This is a genomic window from Bradyrhizobium sp. KBS0727 (assembly GCF_005937885.2).
GTDB lineage: Bacteria > Pseudomonadota > Alphaproteobacteria > Rhizobiales > Xanthobacteraceae > Bradyrhizobium.
Genome location: NZ_CP042176.1, coordinates 1,785,601 through 1,807,091 on the forward strand (window position 1 = coordinate 1,785,601; position 21,491 = coordinate 1,807,091).

The 21,491-nt window shown below is 62.1% G+C and carries 21 protein-coding genes; 10 read left to right on the top strand and 11 right to left on the bottom strand.

Annotated elements, in window-relative coordinates:
- Window positions 1-26 precede the first annotated feature (26 nt).
- The 4 genes from FFI89_RS08205 (at window position 27) to FFI89_RS08220 (ending at window position 4,274) form a co-directional block, all read left to right on the top strand.
- Complete coding sequence (locus FFI89_RS08205; protein ID WP_138834541.1) at window positions 27-1,013, top strand: MDR family oxidoreductase; 987 nt, start codon at window positions 27-29, stop codon at window positions 1,011-1,013.
- A gap of 117 nt (window positions 1,014-1,130) precedes the next feature.
- On the top strand, window positions 1,131-1,727 hold the full coding sequence (locus FFI89_RS08210) for a hypothetical protein (RefSeq protein WP_138834543.1): 597 nt from the start codon (window positions 1,131-1,133) through the stop codon (window positions 1,725-1,727).
- Window positions 1,728-1,885: 158 nt separating this feature from the next.
- On the top strand, window positions 1,886-2,119 hold the full coding sequence (locus tag FFI89_RS08215) for a hypothetical protein (protein WP_138834544.1): 234 nt from the start codon (window positions 1,886-1,888) through the stop codon (window positions 2,117-2,119).
- Between the two features lie 403 nt (window positions 2,120-2,522).
- The gene (locus FFI89_RS08220) at window positions 2,523-4,274 is read left to right on the top strand and encodes a methyl-accepting chemotaxis protein (RefSeq protein WP_138834546.1); all 1,752 of its coding nucleotides are present in this window, start codon (window positions 2,523-2,525) and stop codon (window positions 4,272-4,274) included.
- A gap of 94 nt (window positions 4,275-4,368) precedes the next feature.
- On the opposite strand, the gene FFI89_RS08225 is transcribed toward FFI89_RS08220, so the two are convergent.
- From FFI89_RS08225 to FFI89_RS08245, 5 genes are all read right to left on the bottom strand, one after another.
- Window positions 4,369-7,068: a DUF2339 domain-containing protein gene (locus FFI89_RS08225; RefSeq protein ID WP_138834548.1), complete on the bottom strand. Its 2,700-nt coding sequence runs from the start codon at window positions 7,066-7,068 to the stop codon at window positions 4,369-4,371.
- Between the two features lie 177 nt (window positions 7,069-7,245).
- Window positions 7,246-7,752 (bottom strand): tyrosine phosphatase family protein, encoded by a 507-nt coding sequence (locus FFI89_RS08230; RefSeq protein ID WP_138834550.1) that lies wholly within the window; start codon window positions 7,750-7,752, stop codon window positions 7,246-7,248.
- 78 nt (window positions 7,753-7,830) lie between these two features.
- Window positions 7,831-8,445 (bottom strand): YfbR-like 5'-deoxynucleotidase, encoded by a 615-nt coding sequence (locus FFI89_RS08235; protein ID WP_138834552.1) that lies wholly within the window; start codon window positions 8,443-8,445, stop codon window positions 7,831-7,833.
- On the bottom strand, window positions 8,442-9,068 hold the full coding sequence (locus FFI89_RS08240) for a DNA-3-methyladenine glycosylase I (RefSeq protein WP_138834554.1): 627 nt from the start codon (window positions 9,066-9,068) through the stop codon (window positions 8,442-8,444). The genes FFI89_RS08235 and FFI89_RS08240 overlap by 4 nt, the downstream gene beginning before the upstream one ends.
- Before the next feature lie 24 nt (window positions 9,069-9,092).
- Entirely contained in the window at window positions 9,093-9,974 is an 882-nt protein-coding gene (locus FFI89_RS08245; RefSeq protein WP_138834556.1) for a folate-binding protein YgfZ, read from the bottom strand.
- A gap of 456 nt (window positions 9,975-10,430) precedes the next feature.
- On the opposite strand from FFI89_RS08245, the gene FFI89_RS34275 reads away from it, so the two are divergent.
- From FFI89_RS34275 to FFI89_RS08270, 5 genes are all read left to right on the top strand, one after another.
- Entirely contained in the window at window positions 10,431-10,868 is a 438-nt protein-coding gene (locus FFI89_RS34275; RefSeq protein ID WP_168212830.1) for a lipocalin-like domain-containing protein, read from the top strand.
- A gap of 1,102 nt (window positions 10,869-11,970) precedes the next feature.
- Window positions 11,971-12,396: a cupin domain-containing protein gene (locus tag FFI89_RS08255; protein WP_138834560.1), complete on the top strand. Its 426-nt coding sequence runs from the start codon at window positions 11,971-11,973 to the stop codon at window positions 12,394-12,396.
- Window positions 12,397-12,945: 549 nt separating this feature from the next.
- The gene (locus FFI89_RS08260) at window positions 12,946-13,935 is read left to right on the top strand and encodes an ABC transporter substrate-binding protein (protein ID WP_168212831.1); all 990 of its coding nucleotides are present in this window, start codon (window positions 12,946-12,948) and stop codon (window positions 13,933-13,935) included.
- 239 nt (window positions 13,936-14,174) lie between these two features.
- On the top strand, window positions 14,175-14,714 hold the full coding sequence (locus FFI89_RS08265; protein ID WP_138834564.1) for a hypothetical protein: 540 nt from the start codon (window positions 14,175-14,177) through the stop codon (window positions 14,712-14,714).
- Between the two features lie 229 nt (window positions 14,715-14,943).
- Entirely contained in the window at window positions 14,944-15,948 is a 1,005-nt protein-coding gene (locus tag FFI89_RS08270) for an ABC transporter substrate-binding protein (RefSeq protein WP_168212832.1), read from the top strand.
- Between the two features lie 169 nt (window positions 15,949-16,117).
- Here the strand turns inward: FFI89_RS08270 and FFI89_RS08275 are convergent, their stop codons facing one another.
- The 6 genes from FFI89_RS08275 to FFI89_RS08300 form a co-directional block, all read right to left on the bottom strand.
- The gene (locus tag FFI89_RS08275) at window positions 16,118-16,384 is read right to left on the bottom strand and encodes a hypothetical protein (RefSeq protein WP_074825379.1); all 267 of its coding nucleotides are present in this window, start codon (window positions 16,382-16,384) and stop codon (window positions 16,118-16,120) included.
- Window positions 16,385-16,537: 153 nt separating this feature from the next.
- Window positions 16,538-17,173, bottom strand: coding sequence for an HAD family hydrolase (locus tag FFI89_RS08280; protein ID WP_138834568.1), 636 nt, complete (start codon window positions 17,171-17,173; stop codon window positions 16,538-16,540).
- Between the two features lie 326 nt (window positions 17,174-17,499).
- Entirely contained in the window at window positions 17,500-18,459 is a 960-nt protein-coding gene (locus tag FFI89_RS08285; RefSeq protein ID WP_138831594.1) for an IS110 family transposase, read from the bottom strand.
- Between the two features lie 714 nt (window positions 18,460-19,173).
- Window positions 19,174-19,551 (bottom strand): TIGR02301 family protein, encoded by a 378-nt coding sequence (locus tag FFI89_RS08290; RefSeq protein ID WP_074825385.1) that lies wholly within the window; start codon window positions 19,549-19,551, stop codon window positions 19,174-19,176.
- A 75-nt stretch (window positions 19,552-19,626) separates the two neighbouring features.
- Window positions 19,627-20,046, bottom strand: coding sequence for an NUDIX hydrolase (locus tag FFI89_RS08295; RefSeq protein WP_138834570.1), 420 nt, complete (start codon window positions 20,044-20,046; stop codon window positions 19,627-19,629).
- Between the two features lie 105 nt (window positions 20,047-20,151).
- Entirely contained in the window at window positions 20,152-20,655 is a 504-nt protein-coding gene (locus tag FFI89_RS08300; protein WP_168212833.1) for a hypothetical protein, read from the bottom strand.
- Between the two features lie 71 nt (window positions 20,656-20,726).
- Between FFI89_RS08300 and FFI89_RS08305 the strand changes: the two genes are divergently transcribed.
- Window positions 20,727-21,488 (top strand): SOS response-associated peptidase, encoded by a 762-nt coding sequence (locus FFI89_RS08305; protein WP_138836192.1) that lies wholly within the window; start codon window positions 20,727-20,729, stop codon window positions 21,486-21,488.
- The last annotated feature ends 3 nt before the right edge of the window (window positions 21,489-21,491 follow it).

Genomic DNA, 21,491 nt, shown 5'->3' on the forward strand with positions numbered 1-21,491 from the left:
GACATCAAAAGTCCGGGGAGTTTATCGTGGGAACGTTCAAGGCCATCAGGATCGACAAGGCGGAAAAAGGTACCACCGCCGCGCTGACGCAGTTCGACGAAGCCGAGTTGATGGAAGGCGACGTTACGGTCGCCGTCGAGTGGTCGACGTTGAACTACAAGGACGGCCTTGCCGTGACCGGCAAGGCGCCGGTGGTGCGCCGCTTCCCGATGATTGCCGGCATCGACTTTGCCGGCACCGTCGAACAATCCTCGCATCCGCAATGGAAGGCCGGCGACAAGGTCGTCTGCAACGGCTGGGGCATGGGCGAGACCCATCTCGGCGCCTATGCCGAAAAGGCCCGCGTCAAGGGCGACTGGCTGGTGCGGTTGCCCCAGAACATCTCGACCCGCGACGCCATGGCGATCGGCACCGCCGGCTATACCGCGATGCTGTCGGTGCTGGCGCTGGAGAAGCACGGCCTGACGCCCAAGAGCGGTCCGGTCGTGGTGACCGGCGCCGCCGGTGGCGTCGGCTCGGTCGCAATCGCCGTGCTGTCGAAGCTCGGCTATCACGTCATCGCCTCCACCGGGCGGATGTCGGAGGCTGACTACCTCAAAGGCCTCGGCGCCGCCGAGGTGATCGATCGCAACGAGTTGTCGGGTCCGGCCAAGCCGCTCGCCAAGGAGCGCTGGGCGGGCGGTATCGACAGCGTCGGCTCGACCACGCTGGCCAACCTGCTGTCGATGACGAAGTATGGCGGAGCCATCGCCGCCTGCGGTCTCGCCGCCGGCATGGACCTGCCGTCCTCGGTCGCGCCGTTCATTTTGCGCGGGGTGTGCCTTCTCGGCATCGATTCCGTGATGTGCCCGATCGAGCAGCGCAAGCTCGCCTGGAGCCGCCTCGCCAGCGATCTGGACCCCAAGAAACTAACTGATATTACTCAGGAAATCGCTCTTGACCAGGTCGTCGCCGCCGGCGCCCAAATTCTCGCCGGCCAGGTCCGCGGTCGAATCGTGGTAAAAATTGTCTGACCGCGTTCAGACTTTACCAACCAAGCTGCTCCAAAGTTGCCACGGTTGATATGGTAAGTAGCGGGTAAAGAGGCCGTAAGGCTGGTGCCCGCGCTCTTGGTAAGTTGGAGTAGCTGCATGCTTGCGCGTTTGGTTCTGGGGGCCGTCACGGCCGCTGCGATGGTTGTGCCCGCGCTGGCCGGGATGATGAATGCCGACGAGGCGCGCAGGTTCGTGTCCGGCAAGGTGTTCGCGTTCAACTGTTTCGACGGTACCCGCGGCGCTGGCCGCATCCTCGACGACATGGGCGCGGCCGGCTCGGTCCAGTTCTCCGGCTCGGGCCCGATCCGCCACGTGCGCCTGCCCGGCAACACGCTGCAAGTCCGCGGCCAGGCCGTCTGTGCTTCCATCAAGGGGCTGCCGTTCGAGCCGTGCTTCAACCTCGACAAGCGCGATGACCGTACCTTCCGCGGCTCGGTCTCGGGCATGGGCTTTGCCTATTGCGATTTCCGCCACCAGGGTGGGGCCTCGATGCTGATGGCGCGTGCCGTGGCGCGGCCGCGCTCGCTGCATGCCCCGGAGCCGAGCCGTTCGGCCGATGCCCGCGCCGAAGTCTCCGCGCGCGTCGAGACGCCGGCGGTCGAGCGCGCCAAACTCGAGCCGGTCAAATCGGAAGCAAAGGCGGAGCCGGCGAAGGCCGAGAGCGCACCGGAACTGCGTCGCTCGACCGACTGATCTCCCCGGAACGGTTTGACGGCGCTTCCACGGCCGGCCGGATTGCGCGAACTCGCTCCGTAGTCCTACGGCCCGAGGAATTCACGCCCCGGTAGCGATTCGCATTGCAACGTCATGGTCAAGCGGCCGGAAGGCGGCCCAGAACCATGAGTCCGATCATGCCGCTGTATTTTTTCCGGATCAGCCATGGCCGCTACGCGGGCGCGTCCGATCAGGGATCCGAATTCGAGAGCCGCGAGGCCGCGTGGGCCGAAATGACCAAGGTCTGCGGCAACCTGCTCGGCAGCATTTCGCGCAGCCTGAAGCAGAATGCCGAATGGCAGATGGAATTGCTCGACGAAACCAGGAAGCCGGTTTTCCGGATTCGCCTGGTCGCGGAATCGGTCGGCTAGAGCCATTTCCGTTCCGATTGAATCGGAACCGGGCTCTCGATTCTTTGACGCGTTCTCTTGACGCGAACCGTTTTCCACTTCGCTGGAAACGCTCTGGAATTCCATTCAAGTCTTGATGTCGATCTGACCGGGATCGATCCCGCGCCAATGCTTCGCGCTTGCTGCGGGTGCGCCGGCCCAATCTCACGGCGTGTAATCTACAACCATGGCGGGCTAATGCGTCGAATTTACGCAGGCTTTGCCACCCTTCTTCCGTAGTCGTACGGACCCGGCGTTAAGATTAACAGACCATCTCGATCCGTATTGATCGCGTCATCCCGAGCGGCTGTCGCTCGTGCACGGCATGGCGATGGTTGCAAGATCTCCATTGCCGCCCCCAGGTTCATGCGAGGACATTGCCAAGATGCGGATCATCCAGAATTTGAGAATCGGAACCAAGCTTGCGATCACGTCGGCGCTGACGATCTTGCTTGTCGCATCGATAATCTACCTGCAAATGGCCGGCAGTGCCAATGTCCAGAAGGCGACTGATAACGCGGCCCGGCAACAGACCATTGCCCAGAGCGCGGCTGAAGCAAAGGCGTCGGTGCGCGGCATGCAGATCGGTAACCGCGATATCATCCTGTCAACGACGCTGCCCGATCTGCAAAAGGCATCTGAATATTTCTCAGGACGGCGCACCGCTGCGCTCAAGTTCGCCGCCGAGATGGAAAAGCTGTCGAAGTCTGCTGACAATCGCGAGCGGATCGCGAGGCTCATCGCCGTGATCGGCGACCTCTCCAAGGGCAAGGAACAACTTGAGGCCGTGCGCAAGGATGCAATCGGCCTTGAAGCGAAGCGAGTCGCTGGCGACGCGGACGCTGCTGCGCGCATTTCCAAGCTGGCCGACGAGATCGCTCGCATTCGCAGGGAAGTAACCATCCCCGCCAACAACGAGGCCGAGGCTCTCGCAAACAAGATCACCGACTATGGCAAGGCGCGCAGCGAGGAGGCACAGACCGAAGCGCGCGCCGATTCCGCTTCGGCCGAGCGGACCTCGCTGATGGCCGGCATCGCCGTGGCATTTCTGCTGGTCGGCACCTGCATCTTCTCGATCGTCACGATTGCCCGTCCGATGCGCGCATTGAGCGTATCGATGGAAGAACTGGCTGGCGGCAACTTCGCTGTCGTGCTGCCCGGCCTTGGCCGCAAGGACGAGGTCGGCGACGTTGCCGGCGCCGTCGAGAAGTTCAAGGTCGTCTCGGAGAAGAAGGCCCGCGACGAGGCCGAAGCCAAGATGAAGCAGGACCAGATCGCCGCGCAGCAGCGCAAGGCCGACATGGTCAGGCTTGCCGATCAGTTCGAAGGCGCGGTCGGTGAGATCATCGAAACCGTTTCGTCGGCATCGACCGAACTGGAAGCATCGGCTTCGACATTGACGGCGACCGCGGAACGGTCTCAGGAGTTGACCGTCATGGTGGCGGCGGCTTCCGAGGAGGCTTCCACCAACGTGCAGTCGGTGGCGTCGGCGACCGAAGAACTGTCGTCATCGGTCAACGAGATCAGCCGCCAGGTGCAGGAATCGGCGCGGATGGCGAGCGAGGCCGTTGGACAGGCCAAGGCCACCAACAATCGCGTCGGTGAACTGTCAAAGGCGGCAGCCCGCATCGGCGATGTCGTCGAACTGATCAACACCATTGCCGGCCAGACCAATCTCTTGGCACTCAACGCCACCATCGAGGCGGCGCGTGCCGGTGAAGCCGGCCGCGGCTTCGCGGTCGTGGCGTCGGAAGTGAAGGCGCTGGCCGAGCAGACCGCCAAGGCCACCGGCGAAATCGGTCAGCAGATTTCGGGCATCCAGGCGGCGACCCAGGAGTCGGTCGGTGCGATCAAGGAAATCAGCGGCACTATTGAGCGGCTGTCGGAGATTTCCTCGACCATTGCCGCCGCGGTGGAAGAGCAGGGCGCCGCCACCCAGGAGATTTCCCGCAACGTGCAGCAGGCCGCTCAGGGTACCCAGCAGGTCTCCTCCAACATCACCGACGTACAGCGCGGCGCCACCGAGACCGGATCGGCCTCCGCGCAGGTGCTTTCGGCCGCGCAACTGCTGTCGGGCGACAGCAACCGCCTCAAGCTCGAGGTCGCCAAGTTCCTCAATACGGTGAGGGCTGCCTGACGGCGACAGCGTTTTCGGGCGAAGCATGCCCCCGGACTTGATCCGGGGGCGGATACCGGTTCGCGCAAGGAAAGCGCGTCGAACACAAAGGGCGTTATCCCCCCGCCGGCGCGGCGGGGGCAGCCGATGCCGCGGCCTGCCGGCGGAACAGGATACGCTGGTACAGCCAGCCGATCGCCACCAGCACCAGGCCGAGGCACATGAACGACAGCGCGCGGTAGACGCCGGTCAGCGTCGACATGTCGATCAAAAATGCCTTGAGGATCGTCAGCGCAATGACGGCGGCGGAGGCCAGCCGCGCGCGCTGCGAATTGGCGAGAATGCCGATGCCGAGCAGCACGACGCCGAAGGCCAGCCACGCGATCGAGTAAGTGTATTGCTCGATACCGGTGGTCGGGCCGACGTCCATATGGGGGCCGTGGTAGAGCCGGCGGATTTCGAACGTTACATAAGCGAGCGCCAGGATCAGCGCGCCGGCGGCGAGTGTATTGACGTAGGCAGCCGGACGATGGCCCGCCACTGCATAGGATAGCAGCAGCGCCAATAGAGCAGGTAGCGCATAGCCGAGCAGCAGGAGGTTGATGAAGCTGCCGCCGACGTTGATGTTCCAGAGCCATGGCTGCTCCAGCACCAGCAGTCCGCCAACGGTCGCGAGGCCTGCGAACGCGGTCAGCAGGATGGCGCCGGCATTGTGCACGACGCTGCCGGTGCGCAGGCGTAGCCGTTCCAGCCCAATCGCCATCGCCAGCGCCACACAGACCTGCAGTGCCACTTCGGTGAGACCGGCGGAGGTGAAGTAGGGATCGCCGTCGTTGACCGCATGGCGGATTTCCATGAACGCCAGCAACACCGTGAACAGGATCGCGGCCGACTCGACCGTGCGCAGCGGCGCATCGTCGCCGTTGCGGCGCAGGAAGATGCTGCCGGCCCAGAACGAAGCGGCCGGAATACCGTAGCCCCACAACAGCCAGTTGAAGATCGGCGTGGTGCCGACGGCGTCGCCAACAATGCGCGGATCGTCTGCGATGCGCAGCACCACGATGCCGGCGAGAATGGCGGCAAGCGAACGCAGGAACGGTATAGGCCGCTGCAGCGAAATCCAGGCGGTCGCCGCCGACATCAGCGCCAGCGCAATCGTGAGCCAGCCTTTTTCCAGCGCGAACGTCAGTGCCAGCGCCAGCGCCGCCAGCGTGCCGGTCGCATACAGTGCGATGGCGGCCTGGTGCCCCGGACGCTCGTCGCGCTTGGTCAGCATCTCGGTCGCGGCGGCATAGGCAGCGGCCAGCATCACCGCGAGAATCGCGAACGGAATCGAGCGATCGAGATGCGCGATGCGGGCATAGAGCGCGACCAGCAGCGCCAGCGGTACGAATACGGAAGCGGCCGACCACACGACGGGAATGACTGATCTCGCCGAGCGGCCCTGCGCCAAGAATCCGGCGACGCCGAATCCGAACGCGAAGATCGCGGCTGAAATCAGATGTAGCGACACCGATCCGTCGGTGGCATCAGGTCCGATGCCCGGCAACGGGCCGCCAGGCAGTACCAGCATGTCCGGATTGGCACGGATGGCCCATTCGGCGAACACGACAAATACCAGCGCCGCGGCAGCGCCGACGGCGCCGGTGGCGGCATCGCTGCGCCAGGCGACGGCGAGGCTGCCGGCGGCCAGCAGGCCGAACACGATCATCGCGGCGTCGGCATGAAAACTGTTCAGCACGATCAAGGTCGCACCGGCGAGATAAGCCGCGAGCGAGCCGGACGATATCGGCTCGATCTGGCCTTGGTCCGCGGGCGGGCCGAATAGGAAGCCGCACACCACCAGCACGGCGGCGAGGACAAATCCGGCCAGCACGTGGAACGCATGCGGCGCCACCATCGACGGGCCGCATTGCAGGCAGGGCAGGGTCCACAAAAAAGCGAACGCGATCGTGGTGACCGCGAGCCAGCGCCACAGCCGGACGCGGGCGAGGCCGAACGCCGCCGCGGTGACGATGGCGAGATAGACGTAGAGCGCCCAGTAGTCGGGCTTGTCGGACGACACCAGAACGGGCGTGACGAAGGCGCCGACGACGCCGAGCCCGGCGAGCGCCGGCCCATGCAGCAACGCCGCGGCAAGCGTGCCCAGCGCCACCAGCCCGAGCAGGATGAAGGCAGTCGCGGGCACCAGGAATCCATACAGCGCATAGGCCGCGTAGACGGTGGCGAATGCGACGGCGGTGCCGGCGGCGGTGAGAATCGCCGGAATATTGGCAACCGGCAGCGCCTCGATCGCGGAGATGCTCTCCTTGCGCCGGGTCCATTCGCCGGCGGCGAGCAAAGCGAGGGCGAACAGGCCGCCCAATATCGTGCGCACGCCGGGGCCGAGCAGGCCGGCATCGATCGAATAGCGGACCATGAAGAATCCGCCGAGCGCCAAGGTCAGGCCGCCGATCCACACCACCCAGCGGGTGCCGACGGTTTCCTCAAAGCCGCGATCGGGCCGCGGCAGCGGCGGCGGCGCGGCCGCCGGGGTACTTGCGATTTCAGGCGCTGGTTCGGCGGCGGGCGCGATGGATTCCACGTCGGGAATGACCGGCGGCGTCGGGGCAACGCCGGCTGCGGCTGGTGTTGTGGCCTGTTCGGCCGCCTGCATGGGTCTCGGCAGCGGCGGAACGGATCGTGTGATCGCTCTTGCCTCGATCGCATCCAGCCGCGTGCGCAGCGCCGCCGCCTGGTTGATCGCCTTGCGGGCGAAGATAAAGGCGACGATCGCGATCACGAGCGCGGCGAAATCGAGCGGGTTATCGAACATCAGGCCTCCAGGCACAGCGTTTTCGAGCGAAGTGGGTACCGGTTCGCGTCAAGAAAACGCGTCGAACAACAAGCCAGCACCAAACCATGCACCGGTCACGTCAGTAGCCCGTTGCTATCCAGTGAGTGCAGCATTGCGCGCTAAAAGTTCAATGATGGATGCGCGGCATTTGGCGCATCATTCCAGATCGAGCTGAAACGGCTTGCCCTCGACGGTCATGCTGCCGGGGCCCATTTCGTCGAGCGCGCGCAGCATCCGTCCGTCGCGTCCCAATGCCTTGTCGGCGAGGCTGACGATCAGCCGGTTCGGCGAGGCGATCGGCGAGCGGGCGCGGATTTGCCTGGCAATCTCGATTTCGTCACGGTGCGGATTGAGCATGCAGGCGGCGGCGAAGGCGCTCGCGGTCGAGCGGCTGATGCCGGCATAGCAATGCACCACCATCGGCGCGCGACGATCCCAGCCGCGCACGAAAGCCAGCACCTTTTCGATATGCGCGTCCGACGGCGCCATGAAGCCGTCGATCTGCTCGGTGATGTCGTCCATCGACACTTTCAGATGGTTGGCTTCCAGCACCGAAGCCGGCCGCTGCACCTGGTCGACATTGGCCATCACGGTGAGGACATGACTGGCGCCGGTCGCCTTGACGGTCTCGGGAAGGGCGGCGAGCGAGCAGACGTGAAGCATGGCGTTCCCTGGGGAATGTTTTGTTATCGCGATTATAGGCCCGTGCATCGGGGGGTGAAAGCCGGTTTCCGGCGGCCTTCAACCAAGCAACAGGTTGAATCGCGCCAAAAACTGCTTTTCAGCCCGTGCCGCGGTCCAGGGCGTCAGATAATCGCGTTCCGTTGCCTCGGGCAGGCCGGGATCCCGGCCGAACAGGCGTTTTGCTTCGGCCACCGAAAATCCCGCCAGATGGGTCGCCTCGAGATAGGCCGCGCCGCGGTCGGCGGCCTTGATCGCCTGCGTGATTTCATCGGCCAGATCAGGCGGCAGGCCGAAGCGGATATGGATCGCCGCCAGCAGGCGTTTTTCCACCACCTTGTAGTCACCGCCGAGCACCGCCTTGAACGGCGAGATCATGTCGCCGATGACATATTCCGGCGCGTCGTGCAGCAAGGCCGCGAGCCGGAAGCGCACATCCACGCGCGGCATCTGCTCGCGCAAGACCAGTTCGACCAGCAGCGTGTGCTGCGCCACCGAGAAAATATGCGCGCCGCTGGTCTGCCCGTTCCACCGCGCGACGCGCGCCAGCCCGTGGGCGATGTCCGATATTTCGATATCGAGCGGCGAAGGGTCGAGCAGATCGAGCCGCCGCCCCGACAGCATCCGCTGCCAGGCCCGCGTCATGTCGGGCGCGAACGGCTTGCGGGCGGTCATTTGGTTTTGATGCGGGGTTTTCGAAGTTTTGCGCTACAGGTTTCGTGGCAGAAGCACGTCACCAGATGGTCGTTGACCATGCCGGTGGCCTGCATGAAGGCGTAGACGATGGTCGGGCCGACGAACTTGAAGCCGCGTGCGGCGAGCTCTTTTGACATTTTGATCGAGACCGGCGTCGAGGCCGGCACGCTGGCGGTGGTCTTGAACTTGTTCACGACAGGTTTGCCGTCGACAAAGTCCCACAGGTATTTCGAAAACCCTGCGCCTTCCTCCATGATCTTCAGATAGCCCTTGGCGCTGTTGATGGCGCCCTCGATCTTGGCGCGGTTGCGGACGATGCCGGCATCGTTCATCAGCGCGTGAACTTTCTTCTCGTTGTAGCGCGCGATCTTTTCCGGCTGGAAGTCGTCAAAGGCTTTACGAAAGTTCTCGCGCTTGCGCAGAATCGTGATCCACGACAGGCCGGCCTGGAACCCGTCCAGGATCAGCTTTTCATACAGCGCGCGGTCGTCATATTCCGGCACGCCCCATTCGGTGTCGTGATATTCCATGTAGAACGGGTCTTCGCCCGGCCACGGACAGCGGGTCTTGCCGTCGGCGTGCAGGCGCGCGGATCTGCTCATTGTAACTGGCTCATCGGAATTTTCTCATGCGACGGTCTGTTTCGGCGTCGGCCGAACGTCGTCGGGATCGGCCAGATGGATCGCAAGGCCGCCCGCGCTCAAACTCGCGCCGGCTTCGAGCGCGTCGGCGACGCGATCGGTCCGCAGCAGCGCCAGCCCGTTGCCGCCTGATGTCGAGCCCATGATGCCCATAGTTTTTTCGCCGGCGAGAACGGGTGTGCCGGCCTCTGGCGAGAAGTCGTCGAGAACGATCCGCACGATCCTTGTGCGCGCGGTGCCGCGATGCTGCATCCGCGACACCACCTCCTGGCCGACATAGCAGCCCTTGTCGAAATCGACGCCATGCAGCCGGTCCATGTTGGTCTCGTGCGGAAACGCGTCGCCATACATGAAATCGAGCCCGCCGCGCGGCACGCCCGCCTTGATGCGATGCGCCTCATAGGCCTCGCTGTCGACGAGGTCGGCGCCAACGAGGCCGGCCACTTTTGGTGCCAGTTCCTCCGGCACCAGAATGCGCCAGCCCAGCCCTTCATGGCGCGGATCGGCGAATGAAAGATCGGGCTTCATGGCGGGTTCGCCGTCCCACACCGCCAGCACGCCGAGGCTGTCGGACAAATCCTCCACCACGACCTTGGCGCGCAGCTTGTAGAAGCCGAGCTTGGTGGCGAGGCCGGCCGCCAGCGGGCGCGGGACATCGATCAGGAAGCCGCCGCCATGGCCTGACGGGGCTTCGGTGATCAGGAAATCGGTCGTGATCTTGCCCTGCGGCGTCAGCAGCGCGCCGAACCGGCCAAGGCCCGGCCGCAGCAGCGTCACATCTGTGGTGACAAGCCCGTTGAGGAAGTTCCGGGCATCCTCGCCCGCGACCTTGATCACGCCTCGGTCCGGAAGGAACGCTGCTTTCATGCAAAAATCTCGTGTGACATCTGTCGGGGAACGTAAGCCGCCGGGGCATAAACGACAAGGCCCGAGGGTGCCAGGGCGCCGCGGATGCGCGCCCGATGATAGGCTGACAGGTGTTACCCCAACCATCGCCGTCGTCACCCGGCTGTGCGTAATTGCGCACTGGAGCCGGAGACCCGCCATGGAAGCCACAAAAGCGCTCGGCTTGACGAGCCTCCGACACTCCGCGCCAACGAGGTGGTCGAGCAAGGTTTGCCAACTTCCGAAATCGGCACAAAACGGATATGCGAGGCCGCGCGGCGATGTCCGTTATCGGGGGCAGAACGGAAGTCGCATTTCAAGGCCGCTAGGTCGCCTTTTGACCCCAAAGCGGACATCAGGCCTTTCTTTTTGATAAGGTCGGCCGCGCACAATCGGAACACCTTAGAGGACCACGCTGACTATCGAAGGAGAAGTCGATTGGAAAAATCTCCCAAGGATACGCTCGTTGGCACCTGGGTTCAGGTCTCGCTTGATACTGTCGCCGCTGACGGTACGAGGCGGCCGCTCTACGGTGAAAATGCGAAGGGCATGATTATCTACACCAGCAATGGATATTTCACGCTCATGCAGGCGAGCATCGATCTCCCTAAACTCAAGTCAGGTCTACCATCAAGAGCGACGCCTGAAGAGGCCAAAGCTGTGATCGCCAACTCCATCGCCTATTTCGGTAAGTACTCGTTAGACGAAACCAGTATGGTTCTTAGTCTCGATATTCAGGCCAGCACCTTCGCAAATCTGACTGGCAATCCTTCAGAAAAGCGCAACGTCACTTCACTGACTGATAGCGAATTGAAATTCAACAGACCATTTGTGAAAGACGTAACCCTAGAAGCCGTCTTCAAGCGGGCCGAATAAGCGCGTCTGCACAGGTCCGGTTCTGGCCCATAGCGTCAGTTGTTGCGTTGCAAAGCGATGTCCGGAGTTGGGGGTAAAGCGGACCTGCCGATGAGGCCGGGACTTCTCAGTTTGACCCAAGGGAGACATTCGCGCTTCACGACGACTTGGCGACCTTCAATCAGGTTGGCCAATTCCGACGTCTCCCTAGCCGCCCCACTCGGAGGCGCTCCTTCCGTTCCACATCAATCCGCCCGCGGACACGCTGGTTGGACCGTTTGGTTTGCCGTAATTCGGATGCGAAGAACCTGATCTGACCAGCGGTATATCCCTATGCAAGTGGTAGGTCCTGACGCTCGGCTTATGACGAACCGTGTTTGCAAGCGCGAACGTACTCGAGAGCGCGAAGGCAGAGGCTAATGCTATTGTCGTGAGTTTCATGTTTTCGTCCTCGTGTGGCTCCACGCGCGGGTCAATGTCAGAATGCATTCTTAAATTGCGCGAGATAGTCGGGGCTCCCATAGACCCACATGGGCTCGTCACATTGTTGTGGGCCTTGGTCGTTCATGCAGGCGAAGCTCCATGGCGGAGCTACGATCTCGCGGCCTTCGATCCTGTATCCCTGCAACCGACTGCCAACTGCCGGTCGAGTGCCGATATGCGCTCGATTGCTGCTTTTGTCGGTTCGCACAGGAGTCGCTCGGGTCGCGAAAGATGGCACAAGCAATAGCGCCGCCAGAAGGTATGTGATCTTCATCGTTCACTTCCTTGATTGAGCCTCGCGCTAGCGGAGGCATGTCCGCCTCTGAAAGAAAGATCGAGATTGGAGTCTGGATATTTCCCGATCACGCAAATGTTTGGCGGTTTTGCCATCTGTCTCGATGAGGCAGACATTGCATGGGTTCACGGCAAGGCAGGGCCACTTCTGTACCGGCGAGCCATGTCGTGATTGGAGAGGCGCATATGGGAGGGTTGGGGCCGTTAGCACGCTTGGAGGCGGCGGGGCAGGAGCACGGCCGGACTACCCATTAGCGACATTGGTCCCTTCGTCGTCGACAATAAGGTGTCCTTCTGCCAGACTTCTCACATGTCCGCGTAGCCGGACTTCAATGGGAGGATCGTTATGCTAACACGGAGAGGGTTTGCGGGGGTCGCGGCCTGTGCGATCTGCGGCGTTGCAGGGTTTGCTGCAAGCGAGGCATTCGCTCAAGGTTCAGCTGCAACAACGGCAAATGGCGTCACAAGGAAGATCTTGAGCCGGACGGATGGACCGGCCTCGGGCTATGAAACAATCATCATGGATGTGACACTCGACCCCGGAGCGACCGTCGGCCGTCATACTCATCCCGGTATCGAGTCGACTTACATCATGGAAGGTGAAATCGAGCTTCCCATTCAAGGCCGACCGACGCAGATGCTGAAAGCCGGTGACGCGTTCCAAGTCCCGCCAGAAACCCCGCATGCTGGCGGCAAGCCGACGACGGCCAAGACGAGGCTGCTGGTCAATTACATCGTTGAAAAAGGTAAGCCGCTCGCAACCCCGGCTTAAGAAATTAGTCCAAAGAGGTCGCCTGGTTGGACTGTTCGGCATCTCGGTGGTGATCGGCCCAGAGCGCGCCGGTCGCGCCCGAACCGCCACCGGCCGCGGCTCCCAAGCAGACGCCTACTGCGAAACAAGCACCGCCGCTGAAGCAAAACAATGCCACCGCACCAGCACCAGACCAGACCACGCCAAAGCAGGACGGCGGAAAGAAGTAGCCACGACTACCCTGCAACAGCAGAGCCAGCGCTGATCGTGGAAAACTATTATCAGGTTTAAATTGAAAGCAGCCGTCGGGTGGCTTTTTCTTGTGCCAACTCTTGTCAGCGCAGAACTGCCGCAATTGGCACTTTTCGGACCTGACGCACCGGATTGGCGATGTCCGCTGATTGGGGAAGAACGGAAGTTCGCGGCGCGCTGTCGAAGTGACGCGATTGATCCAACTGAGACATCGAGCCTGATCAATATCTGAGGCCGGTTGGGTGCCATTTCTCACTCGCGGCCCATTCGCAAAATGCTAGGCTTTACGCACAGGACGAGATGTTCTTTGGGGGACACATGCATCGGCGCGAGTTCATTGGCCTTCTTGCCGGCGCAGCGGCTCTGAGGCCGCTCAAGGCGCGGGCGCAGCAGCCGGCGGGAAAAGTCACCCGAATCGGGTACCTGGGCGTTGCGTCGGTTTCTGAAGGTGCTCGCGGCGCCAAGGCCTTTGAAACAGGACTTCGTGACCTGGGCCACCTCGACGGGAAGTCCCTCGTCATCGAATATCGCTGGGCGAATGGACGGCACGAACAGCTTGACGTCCTTGCAACGGAGCTGGTTCGGCTGCCGGTGGATGTTATCGTTGCTCCAACGACGGCAGCTGCCATAGCAGCCAGGAATGCTACCGCGACCATCCCCATCGTCTTCGCAACCGTTTCCGCGCCCGTTGAATTAGGACTTGTCGACAGCCTCGCGAGACCCGGGGGAAACATCACCGGGCTGGCTTACTATATTTCTCCCGAGATCGTCGGCAAACAGCTACAGCTACTCCAGCAGACCGGAGCCCAGATATCCCGCGTGGCTGTTCTGTCGGTGCCATTCAACATGGGCCATCCCCCGCTATTGGCTGAAGCCAAGCAGGTTGCGGGATCATTGGGAGTGCAACTTCGAATAATCGAGGTGCGGGGGCCGGATGATTTCGAGGGTGCTTTCCGGACGATGGTTGAAGAGCGCACAGCGGCACTGCTGGTGCTGCCGGATCCGAGACTTGGAGAACATCGGATGGCATTGGGCAATCTCGCGTTAAAGAGTGGGCTGCCGACAATGTTCGGTTCGAGAGAGGACCTGGCAGTTGGCTGCCTGATGGCCTACGGAGCCGTCCGGTTTGATCTCATCAGACGAGCCGCTACCTACGTGGACAAGATTATCAAGGGCGCAAAGCCGTCTGACTTGCCTGTCGAGCAGCCGACCAAGTTCGAGTTAGTGATCAATCTCAGGACTGCCAAGGCACTCGGTCTCGAACTGCCGACATCGCTGCTGCTGAGCGCCGACGAGGTGATCGAATAGAGATGTTGATTTGCTGCGGTGCATGAGTCTCTGTTGGCACCAAACGGACATGCCAGCGGCCTTCCGCGACGTCCGCTCATCGGGGCAAAGCAGACGTCAAGCCGACGGGCCAATACTTCCGTTTTTGGACCCCTTTCGGACGTTGCATCCAAAACCCCAACGTGGAAGGCTGCGGTGAGCGGGACGCCAAACTCCGCCCTACGTACGACTGCAGCAAGTGTGGTGAGGAGCAGCGCGAGATGAGGCACGGCATCACCTCGGTGGGCGCGATTGTCGTCTTGTGCAGTTTCACAGCATCGAACGCGGAAAGCCCGCGACAGGACGATCCTGTCGAAGTTACGAGATCGTTTTTGGGGGCATGGGCTGCGAGTAGTGTAGATGACCTTATGGGGTTTATGGCGAGCGACGCGGTCGTGGTGGGCAGCAGCGGAACAAAGTATGCTGATGAGGCGTCAGTGCGCCAAGTGATTGGTCGTCTCAAGGGTTTGCAAAATCGTGATTATGAAGTGCGCTTGGACGGCGACAGGGTCGCTGCTCACGGTAAGACCTATGGCTATGTCCCTTACGTCGATCTGGGCATAGAGCCCGGCGAATGGGACAGTTCGACCGTGGTCAAGAACGGACGCATCGTGTATTACGAGTGGCATTACACGCCGGAATTCAACGCGCAGCTCGAGCAAGCCTGCCTCCGAAAACCAGACTATATGTTTGGACGAACACGGTGCCTGGATTTCGCAACGCAGGCCAAGGCACACACGGAGAACGCTAAGCGCAAATGACCGTGTTTTGGTGACCGATCGTGGCATGAAACGGACTAGCCGAGCGGGTCGGGTGATGTCCGTTGACCGGGGTGGACCGGAAGCGGCTGGCCGACCGCAAGACCGACGCGAATGACCCAACTGCGACATTGGCTGTGCAGTGCGGTAGTGGCTTTCATGCGGTTTCAAGCCCCCATCAATGTGCCCGACCAAACCGCTACGATGGCGTCACCTGAACTTGGGAGCGGACATGAGACGGCGCGATTTCATCACGCTTTTCGGCGGCGCGGCAGCTACGTGGCCGCTCTCGGCCCGGGCGCAGCAATCGGCTAGGATGAAGCGGATCGCATTCGTTCACCCTTTCGCCAAAGTCAGCGAAATGAACGTGAGCAATCGAACGTATCAGCGTGCTTTTTTCGAGGAGCTAATTCGCCTTGGCTACATCGAGGGCCAAAACCTCGGGGTCGAACGATACTCTGGAGAAGGGCAATCCGAACGCTACGCCGAACTGGTCCACAATGTCGTCAACACGCATCCCGACGTGATTGTAACGTTGGGCGCTCGTCTATCGTTGGACTTCAAGATGGCAACGACGACAATCCCGATTGTGACGATCATGTTCGATCCGGTTGCCCAAGGACTTGTGACCAGCATCGCGCGGCCGGGCGGAAACATCACAGGCGTCACCATCGCCGGGGGATTCGAGATCATTGGAAAGCGCTTGGGACTGCTGGTCGAGGCGGTGCCGAAACTGTCCAGCGTCGGTTACCTTGCATCGCGACCATACTGGGAAGATACAAGAGGTGCGGCAGCGAGAGAGGCGGCCAAAAGGGCGGGCATTTCGTTGAAGGCTGCTCTGCTGGGCTCGGCCTTCAACGAGGCAGAATACCAGCGCATCTTCACGTCGATGGAACAAGATCGTGCGGATGCGCTCATGGTATCTGAAGAGGTCGAGCAGATTGCAAGTCGCGCGACGATTGTCGAATTGACCGCAAAAGGCCGGATTCCCACAATTTATCCGAACCGCGAATTTGTCGAAGCTGGCGGACTGATGGCTTATTCAATCGATCTAGCTGTCAACTATCGCCATCTCGCCAATCAAATCGATATGGTTCTTAAGGGTGCCAATCCGGGAGAAATCCCGTTTTACCAACCGACCAAATTCGAGCTGAGCATCAATCTCAAGACCGCGAAAGCGCTCGGCCTTCAAATGCCAGCGATACTACTCGCCAGCGCCGATCAGGTGATCGAATAGCGATCCTATTTGCTGCGTTGCATGAGTCCGGTTTTGGGCACAAAGCGGATATCGCGTGATGTCCGGCTTGAGTCCGTTACGCGCTCAATAGCGGACACGCGATCTACGTTGCAGCTAATCGATCGATAACGAGCGGAGGCGGCAAGCCGGGCGAAGCAGGCAGGCAGGTCTACTGCTTCGCCAGCGACAGCGAGAATTCGCCGTTGCGAACGCGCCCGGGAAGCCCTTCGACGAATTTCGCCACCGCGTCCTCGCCATAGGTCGAGACCAGTTCGGCAAGCGCGGTGAACAGGCTCGCCTGCGCCAGGCAGTCGCCGTCGACGCCGTCGTGCCGCGCCTCGGCCCAGGCCTCGTTGAGGTAGCTGAGCGCCGCCTGCTTCTGTTCGTGGTCGGGAAGCGGATCGCGGGCGGTCGAGAAGGTCGCGGGATGGCTCATGAAACTCAACGAATCTGTGCGCGATCCAGGGCGGATCGCATCGAACACCGTAAGCTGTAGCACGCGGCAGGCTTACGGCGAGGTAGTTCTTTAGGAAAGGTTAACGGCGCTGCGCGTATTTGCGGCACAGTTCCAAAGGCAGGTGCATGCATCTTACGAAACGCAGCCCAAAATCTCCGCGGGCGTGGCGCAGACATGCTGCGCGCCGGCGCCGAGCAACTCATCCCTGCTGCCATAGCCGTAGAGCACGCCGATGCCCTTGATGCCGTTGTTGGCGGCGCCGACCATGTCGTGGCTGCGGTCGCCGATCATCAGGCTTTTGGCCGGATCGGTCGCCGTTTCTTTCAGCGCGTAGGTCAGCAGATGGGATTTGTCGGCGCGGGTGCCGTCCAGTTCCGCGCCGAACACGCGGCTGAAATGCGGCCGAAGCTCGAAATGGTCGATGATGCGGTCGGCATAGACGTGGGCCTTGCTGGTGGCGACGAACAGCCGGTGGCCGGACTGCCTGAGCGTTGTCAGCACCTCGGCGATGCCGTCATAGACCCGGTTCTCGTACAGTCCGATATCGGAAAAGCGTTCGCGGTACAGCGCGACGGCGCGGTCGGCGGAATCTTCGCCCAGCATTTTGACAAAACTCGATCGCAGCGGCGGGCCGATGCACCAGGTCAATTCGTCCTCGGTCGGGATGTCAGCCTGATCCATTTTCTGCAGCGCATACCGGATCGAGCGGGTGATGCCGGGTTTCGGGTCGGTCAGCGTGCCGTCGAGGTCGAAGAAAATCGTGTCCATGGTTGTCGTTCACCTGTTGTCGGCAGCGCTGGCCCAACCCCATCCTATAGACTGCCCGACGGGCAAATCACCCCCCGATATGGGTCCAGCCCCTTGCGAAAAAATATTTCGCTGGCGCCGTCGGGCAAATCAGTCGTTCAACTCCCGCCATCCTGTCCCGCCAGAGCAACCATGCTGAGAAGTAGCCCGGCGATCGGGCGGCCTCAAGGCTGGCGCTGACGCGCCCCCGCCTTCGGCGGCTACGGCCTTGACCCCGCCCGCTCGTCGGTCTGTTGGCTTTCCATGCGCACGGTCGGAGACCGAGCGCAGTAAGTGCGCTCGCGCAGTCAACCCGTGGCGTGACGGCCGGGATTCCATTTCTGGCGGCGTGCGAGCATCGTGTTGAGAATGATGATCAGCTTGCGCATGCAGGCGACGAGCGCAACCTTGGGCTCCTTTCCCTTGGCAAGCAGACGCTGATAGAAGGCCTTGAGCACCGGATTACACTGCGTAGCTGCGCCGAGACAGGGCATGTAGAATGCGTTTCGCACCCAGCGGCGCCCGCCCTTGATGTAGCGCTCGCCGCGCCGCTTGCCGCTATCATCGTCGTAAGGGGCAACGCCGATCAGGGCGGCGGCGACCTCGTCGCTGACCTGTCCGAGCTCGGGCATTCCTGCAATGAGGATCGCGGACGTCACGTGCGCGAGGCCCGGAACACTCTCGATGATCTCGGCACGCTCGGCAAACTCCGGTGTGGCCTTGACCTTGGCAGAGATTGCGGCCTCGAGCTTGTCCATTTCGGCGGCGAGGTTCTTCAAGACACGCGCATAAGCCTTCCGGGCCGGTTCTGGGGCCGCATGCTCGTCCTGAGCCTGCAGGCGGATCTTGACGTCGACCAGGGCCGTGCGCGCTTTCGCCAGCGCCGCGAGTTCCTCACGCGCGGCATCAGGGGTCTGGCCCGGCGCCTGGCTGAACGTCTCGGCAAACCAGGCGATCATCTCCGCGTCGATCGGATCGTTCTTCGCCAAGCGTCCGGCCGACTGCGCAAAGCTGCGGACCCGCCTGGGATCGACGATCCGCACCTCGATGCCGGCTTTGTGCAGCACGTTGCGCCATTCCAGCTCGTAGCCGCCGCTTGCCTCCATCACCGCCTTGCCCACTTGGTATCTTCTCAGCCAGGCAACCAGCTTGCGATGACCTTGTGCGGTGTTCGGGAACGTTTGCCGCAACGTGAATCTGCGAATGCAGGCATCCACCTTGTCTTTGGCCACGTCAATACCGACGACAACGAGGTCGTTTTGTGCCATCTTCTACTCCCTTCCTTGCTCGGTTCGGGCTCGAAGCCCTTGCAACTATTCGGGTTGAGGAAGACCACCGGAGCTGTCCCTTGCTCTGATCTCAGGCTCTGCCGCCTTTGGGGCGTCACGGGCTCAGTTCCAGCGACGGGCGGTTTTGCGAGAACCGCCCGTTCGCACATTCTGGCAGATTTCGCGGACACAAGGGGCGTCGGCCGTCGTCGCAAACGAGGGGCAGGGAGCGGTGGACGCGAAGGCTGCGACTGACGAGCGCGGCAGATGCGTACGGTGAAATCGTTTGGGTCCGACGCCCCGGTGCTGGCGTCAAGTTGGCGGAAGCGAAAGCTGAAGCTGATGATGGTGGCAAGAAAGCCGGTCACCAGGACGAAATCGTATAAGCCGTAAAGCCATTGCGCAGGGAAGGCCGGATGCCTCCGCCAAACCTGTATGCTCGTGCGCAAATCTTGTTGCATCTATCGCGCGCGAGACCGCGGGTGCGGCGTGCACCCGGTCTTCCCTGCGCCCTCTGATTTCTGGAGGGCGAACGAAATGCAAAACTCCGGGCGCATCGCGCCGCGAGATCGCGAAGGCATGTTTGCATGTTCCGTCATTCCGGGGCGATGCGCAGCATCGAACCCGGAATCTCGAGATTCTCCGATGTGCAATTGCACATCGTAGTTCGCTTCGCGCCCCGGAATGACGGCGTCCCGCAATGACGGAGAGGACCTAATTCGCGTAGCGCGCCGTCAGATCGCGCGAGATCTTCGAGCCTTCCTCGATGTAGCGGCGGATCGCCACCGAGGCGGCGGGCGTGCAGGTGCGGTAGGTCTGCTGAAAGCCGTTATAGCCGCGGTTGAAGCCGGCGATCATGCGGGCGCGGCGGTCGCCGGACGGGGTTTCGGCATCGACCAGCGCCTGCATCTCGTTGCGCCATTTCGCCCCCTCATTGGTGCCGCAGATGCCGCGCAGATAGTGCAGCGTGCCGAGGATTTCGGCGAGCCGCTGCAGGTCGCCGTCAAACGGGGCGGCGGCATCCTGGGCCCGGGCGGGGACGAGGTTGCAGGCTGCGATGAGGATGAGAAAGGCCAGAAATTGCTTGAGCATTTGGGGGTCCAGAACCCGCCCGATATGCCCCCTCAATACGCCCGAGGCAAGGCGCAATCCCTTGCGAGTTCCGTGTTAAATGAACTTCCGGGCCGCCTCGATGACCTCCAGGAGGCCGCCGGTGACCTTGAGGTCGCCGATCGCGTCCGGCGCCAGCCATTTGAAATCGTCATGTTCGTCGTTCAGGACCGGCTCCCGGGCAGTCCAGCGCGCCGCAAACGACATGATGAGATAATGCCCGCCGCCCTCGGCCGTCGGCAGCACCTCGCGCCATCCGGCCAGCTGCAGAATTTCGATTCGAAGCCCGGTTTCCTCGTCAACCTCGCGATGCAGCGCGGTGTGCAGCGATTCGCCGAATTCGACCCGGCCGCCGGGGAACGAGTAAAAACCCTTGCCAGGCGAGCGGGAACGGCGAACCAGCAACACCTTGCCGTCGCGAAAGATCGCGCCGCTGACGGCAAGCTGTGGACGGGCCGGCTGAGCAGAGGAAACCAAGGCGAGATCCGCGAAGAGGGGAACGATTTTGCTGCCGGATCATGCCCGATCGAACCGCGCAGGTCTAATTCGATGTGGGCCGCCGGTTCGCTCGAAAAGACTTCGTCAGTTCGCCATGATCGTTTCGACGTCGGCCTCGGAGCCGCCGTTGATGATGCCGCCGGCCAGCATCACCAGCGGCTTGACCCAGCCGGTGGCCTGTTCGGCGAGCGTGGCGCGGGTCTTGTCCAGGCGGGCTTCGCGCATCGCCGAGCCCACCGCGGTCAGGATCGAGGTCATGCTCGAGGTGAGTTTGTCGAACTCGGCGCGGACGTGGGCGTCGGCGGATTCGTAGGCCTCGATCGCGAGATCGCGGGCCTTGAAGTTGGAGGCCCAGAAATGCTCGGCATAGGACAGCGGGGTCCAGGCGAGGAAGTCCTCGGCGCATTCCGGGATGTCCGGAATCATTTCCAGCAGCATGACGGCTTCGTTGAAATGATTCAGATAGTCGGTGGCAAGCCCGGTGCGGGGATTGATGTTGGCCGCGCGCAGCATGGCCGCCCGTGCGCTCTGGTCGAGGCCCGCGTGCAGCAATGTTGGGCGACCGGATCGCGTCTGGGTGGAGGCCATTGAGGTCATCCGTTCCAGTGTTAAGGTTTGGGATTAACAGACGTTAAATGATCGCCTATTTGGCCTGGAAAATGTGCGGACGCTTCGTAATTACCTCGCCACCAGCGGCACTTAGGCAGATTTTTGGCTACATCGAGCAGCCAAATTTTCCGCCGCGGCACAATATTGCGCCAACCCAGCCGATCCCGGTGGTCATGCTCGAAAATGGCGGCCGGCATTTCCGGTTGATGCGCTGGGGACTGGTGCCGGCCTGGGTCAAGGACGCCAGGAAGTTCACGTTGCTGATCAACGCGCGTTCCGAGACGGTTCTGGAAAAACCCGCCTTCAAGAACGCGATGAAGCGGCGCCGCGTGCTGGTCCCGGCGGACGGCTATTACGAATGGCAGGACAAGGACGGCCGCAAGCGGCCGTTTTTCATTCATCGCCGCGACGGCCAGCCGGTCGGCTTTGCCGCACTGGCGGAAACCTGGATGGGGCCGAACGGCGAGGAGTTCGATGGCGTCGCGATCGTCACCGCACCGGCCAGCCCCGATCTCGCGGCCCTGCATCATCGGGTGCCCGTGACGATCGCGCCCGATGATTTCGAGCGCTGGCTCGATGGCCGGAGCCATGACGCCGAAGACGTCATGATGCTTTTGAAAGGACCTTCGGCTGGCGAGTTCGCCTGGCACGAGGTTTCGACGCGCGTCAATCGCGTCGCCAATGACGACGATCAGCTGGTGCTGCCGATCACCGACGAGGAGCGGGCGGCCGAAGAGCCAAAGCCGGCGAAGAAAGCCGCCCCGCGCAAGACGGCGGCATCGGAGGATGATGGACAGGGATCGTTATTCTAGCGG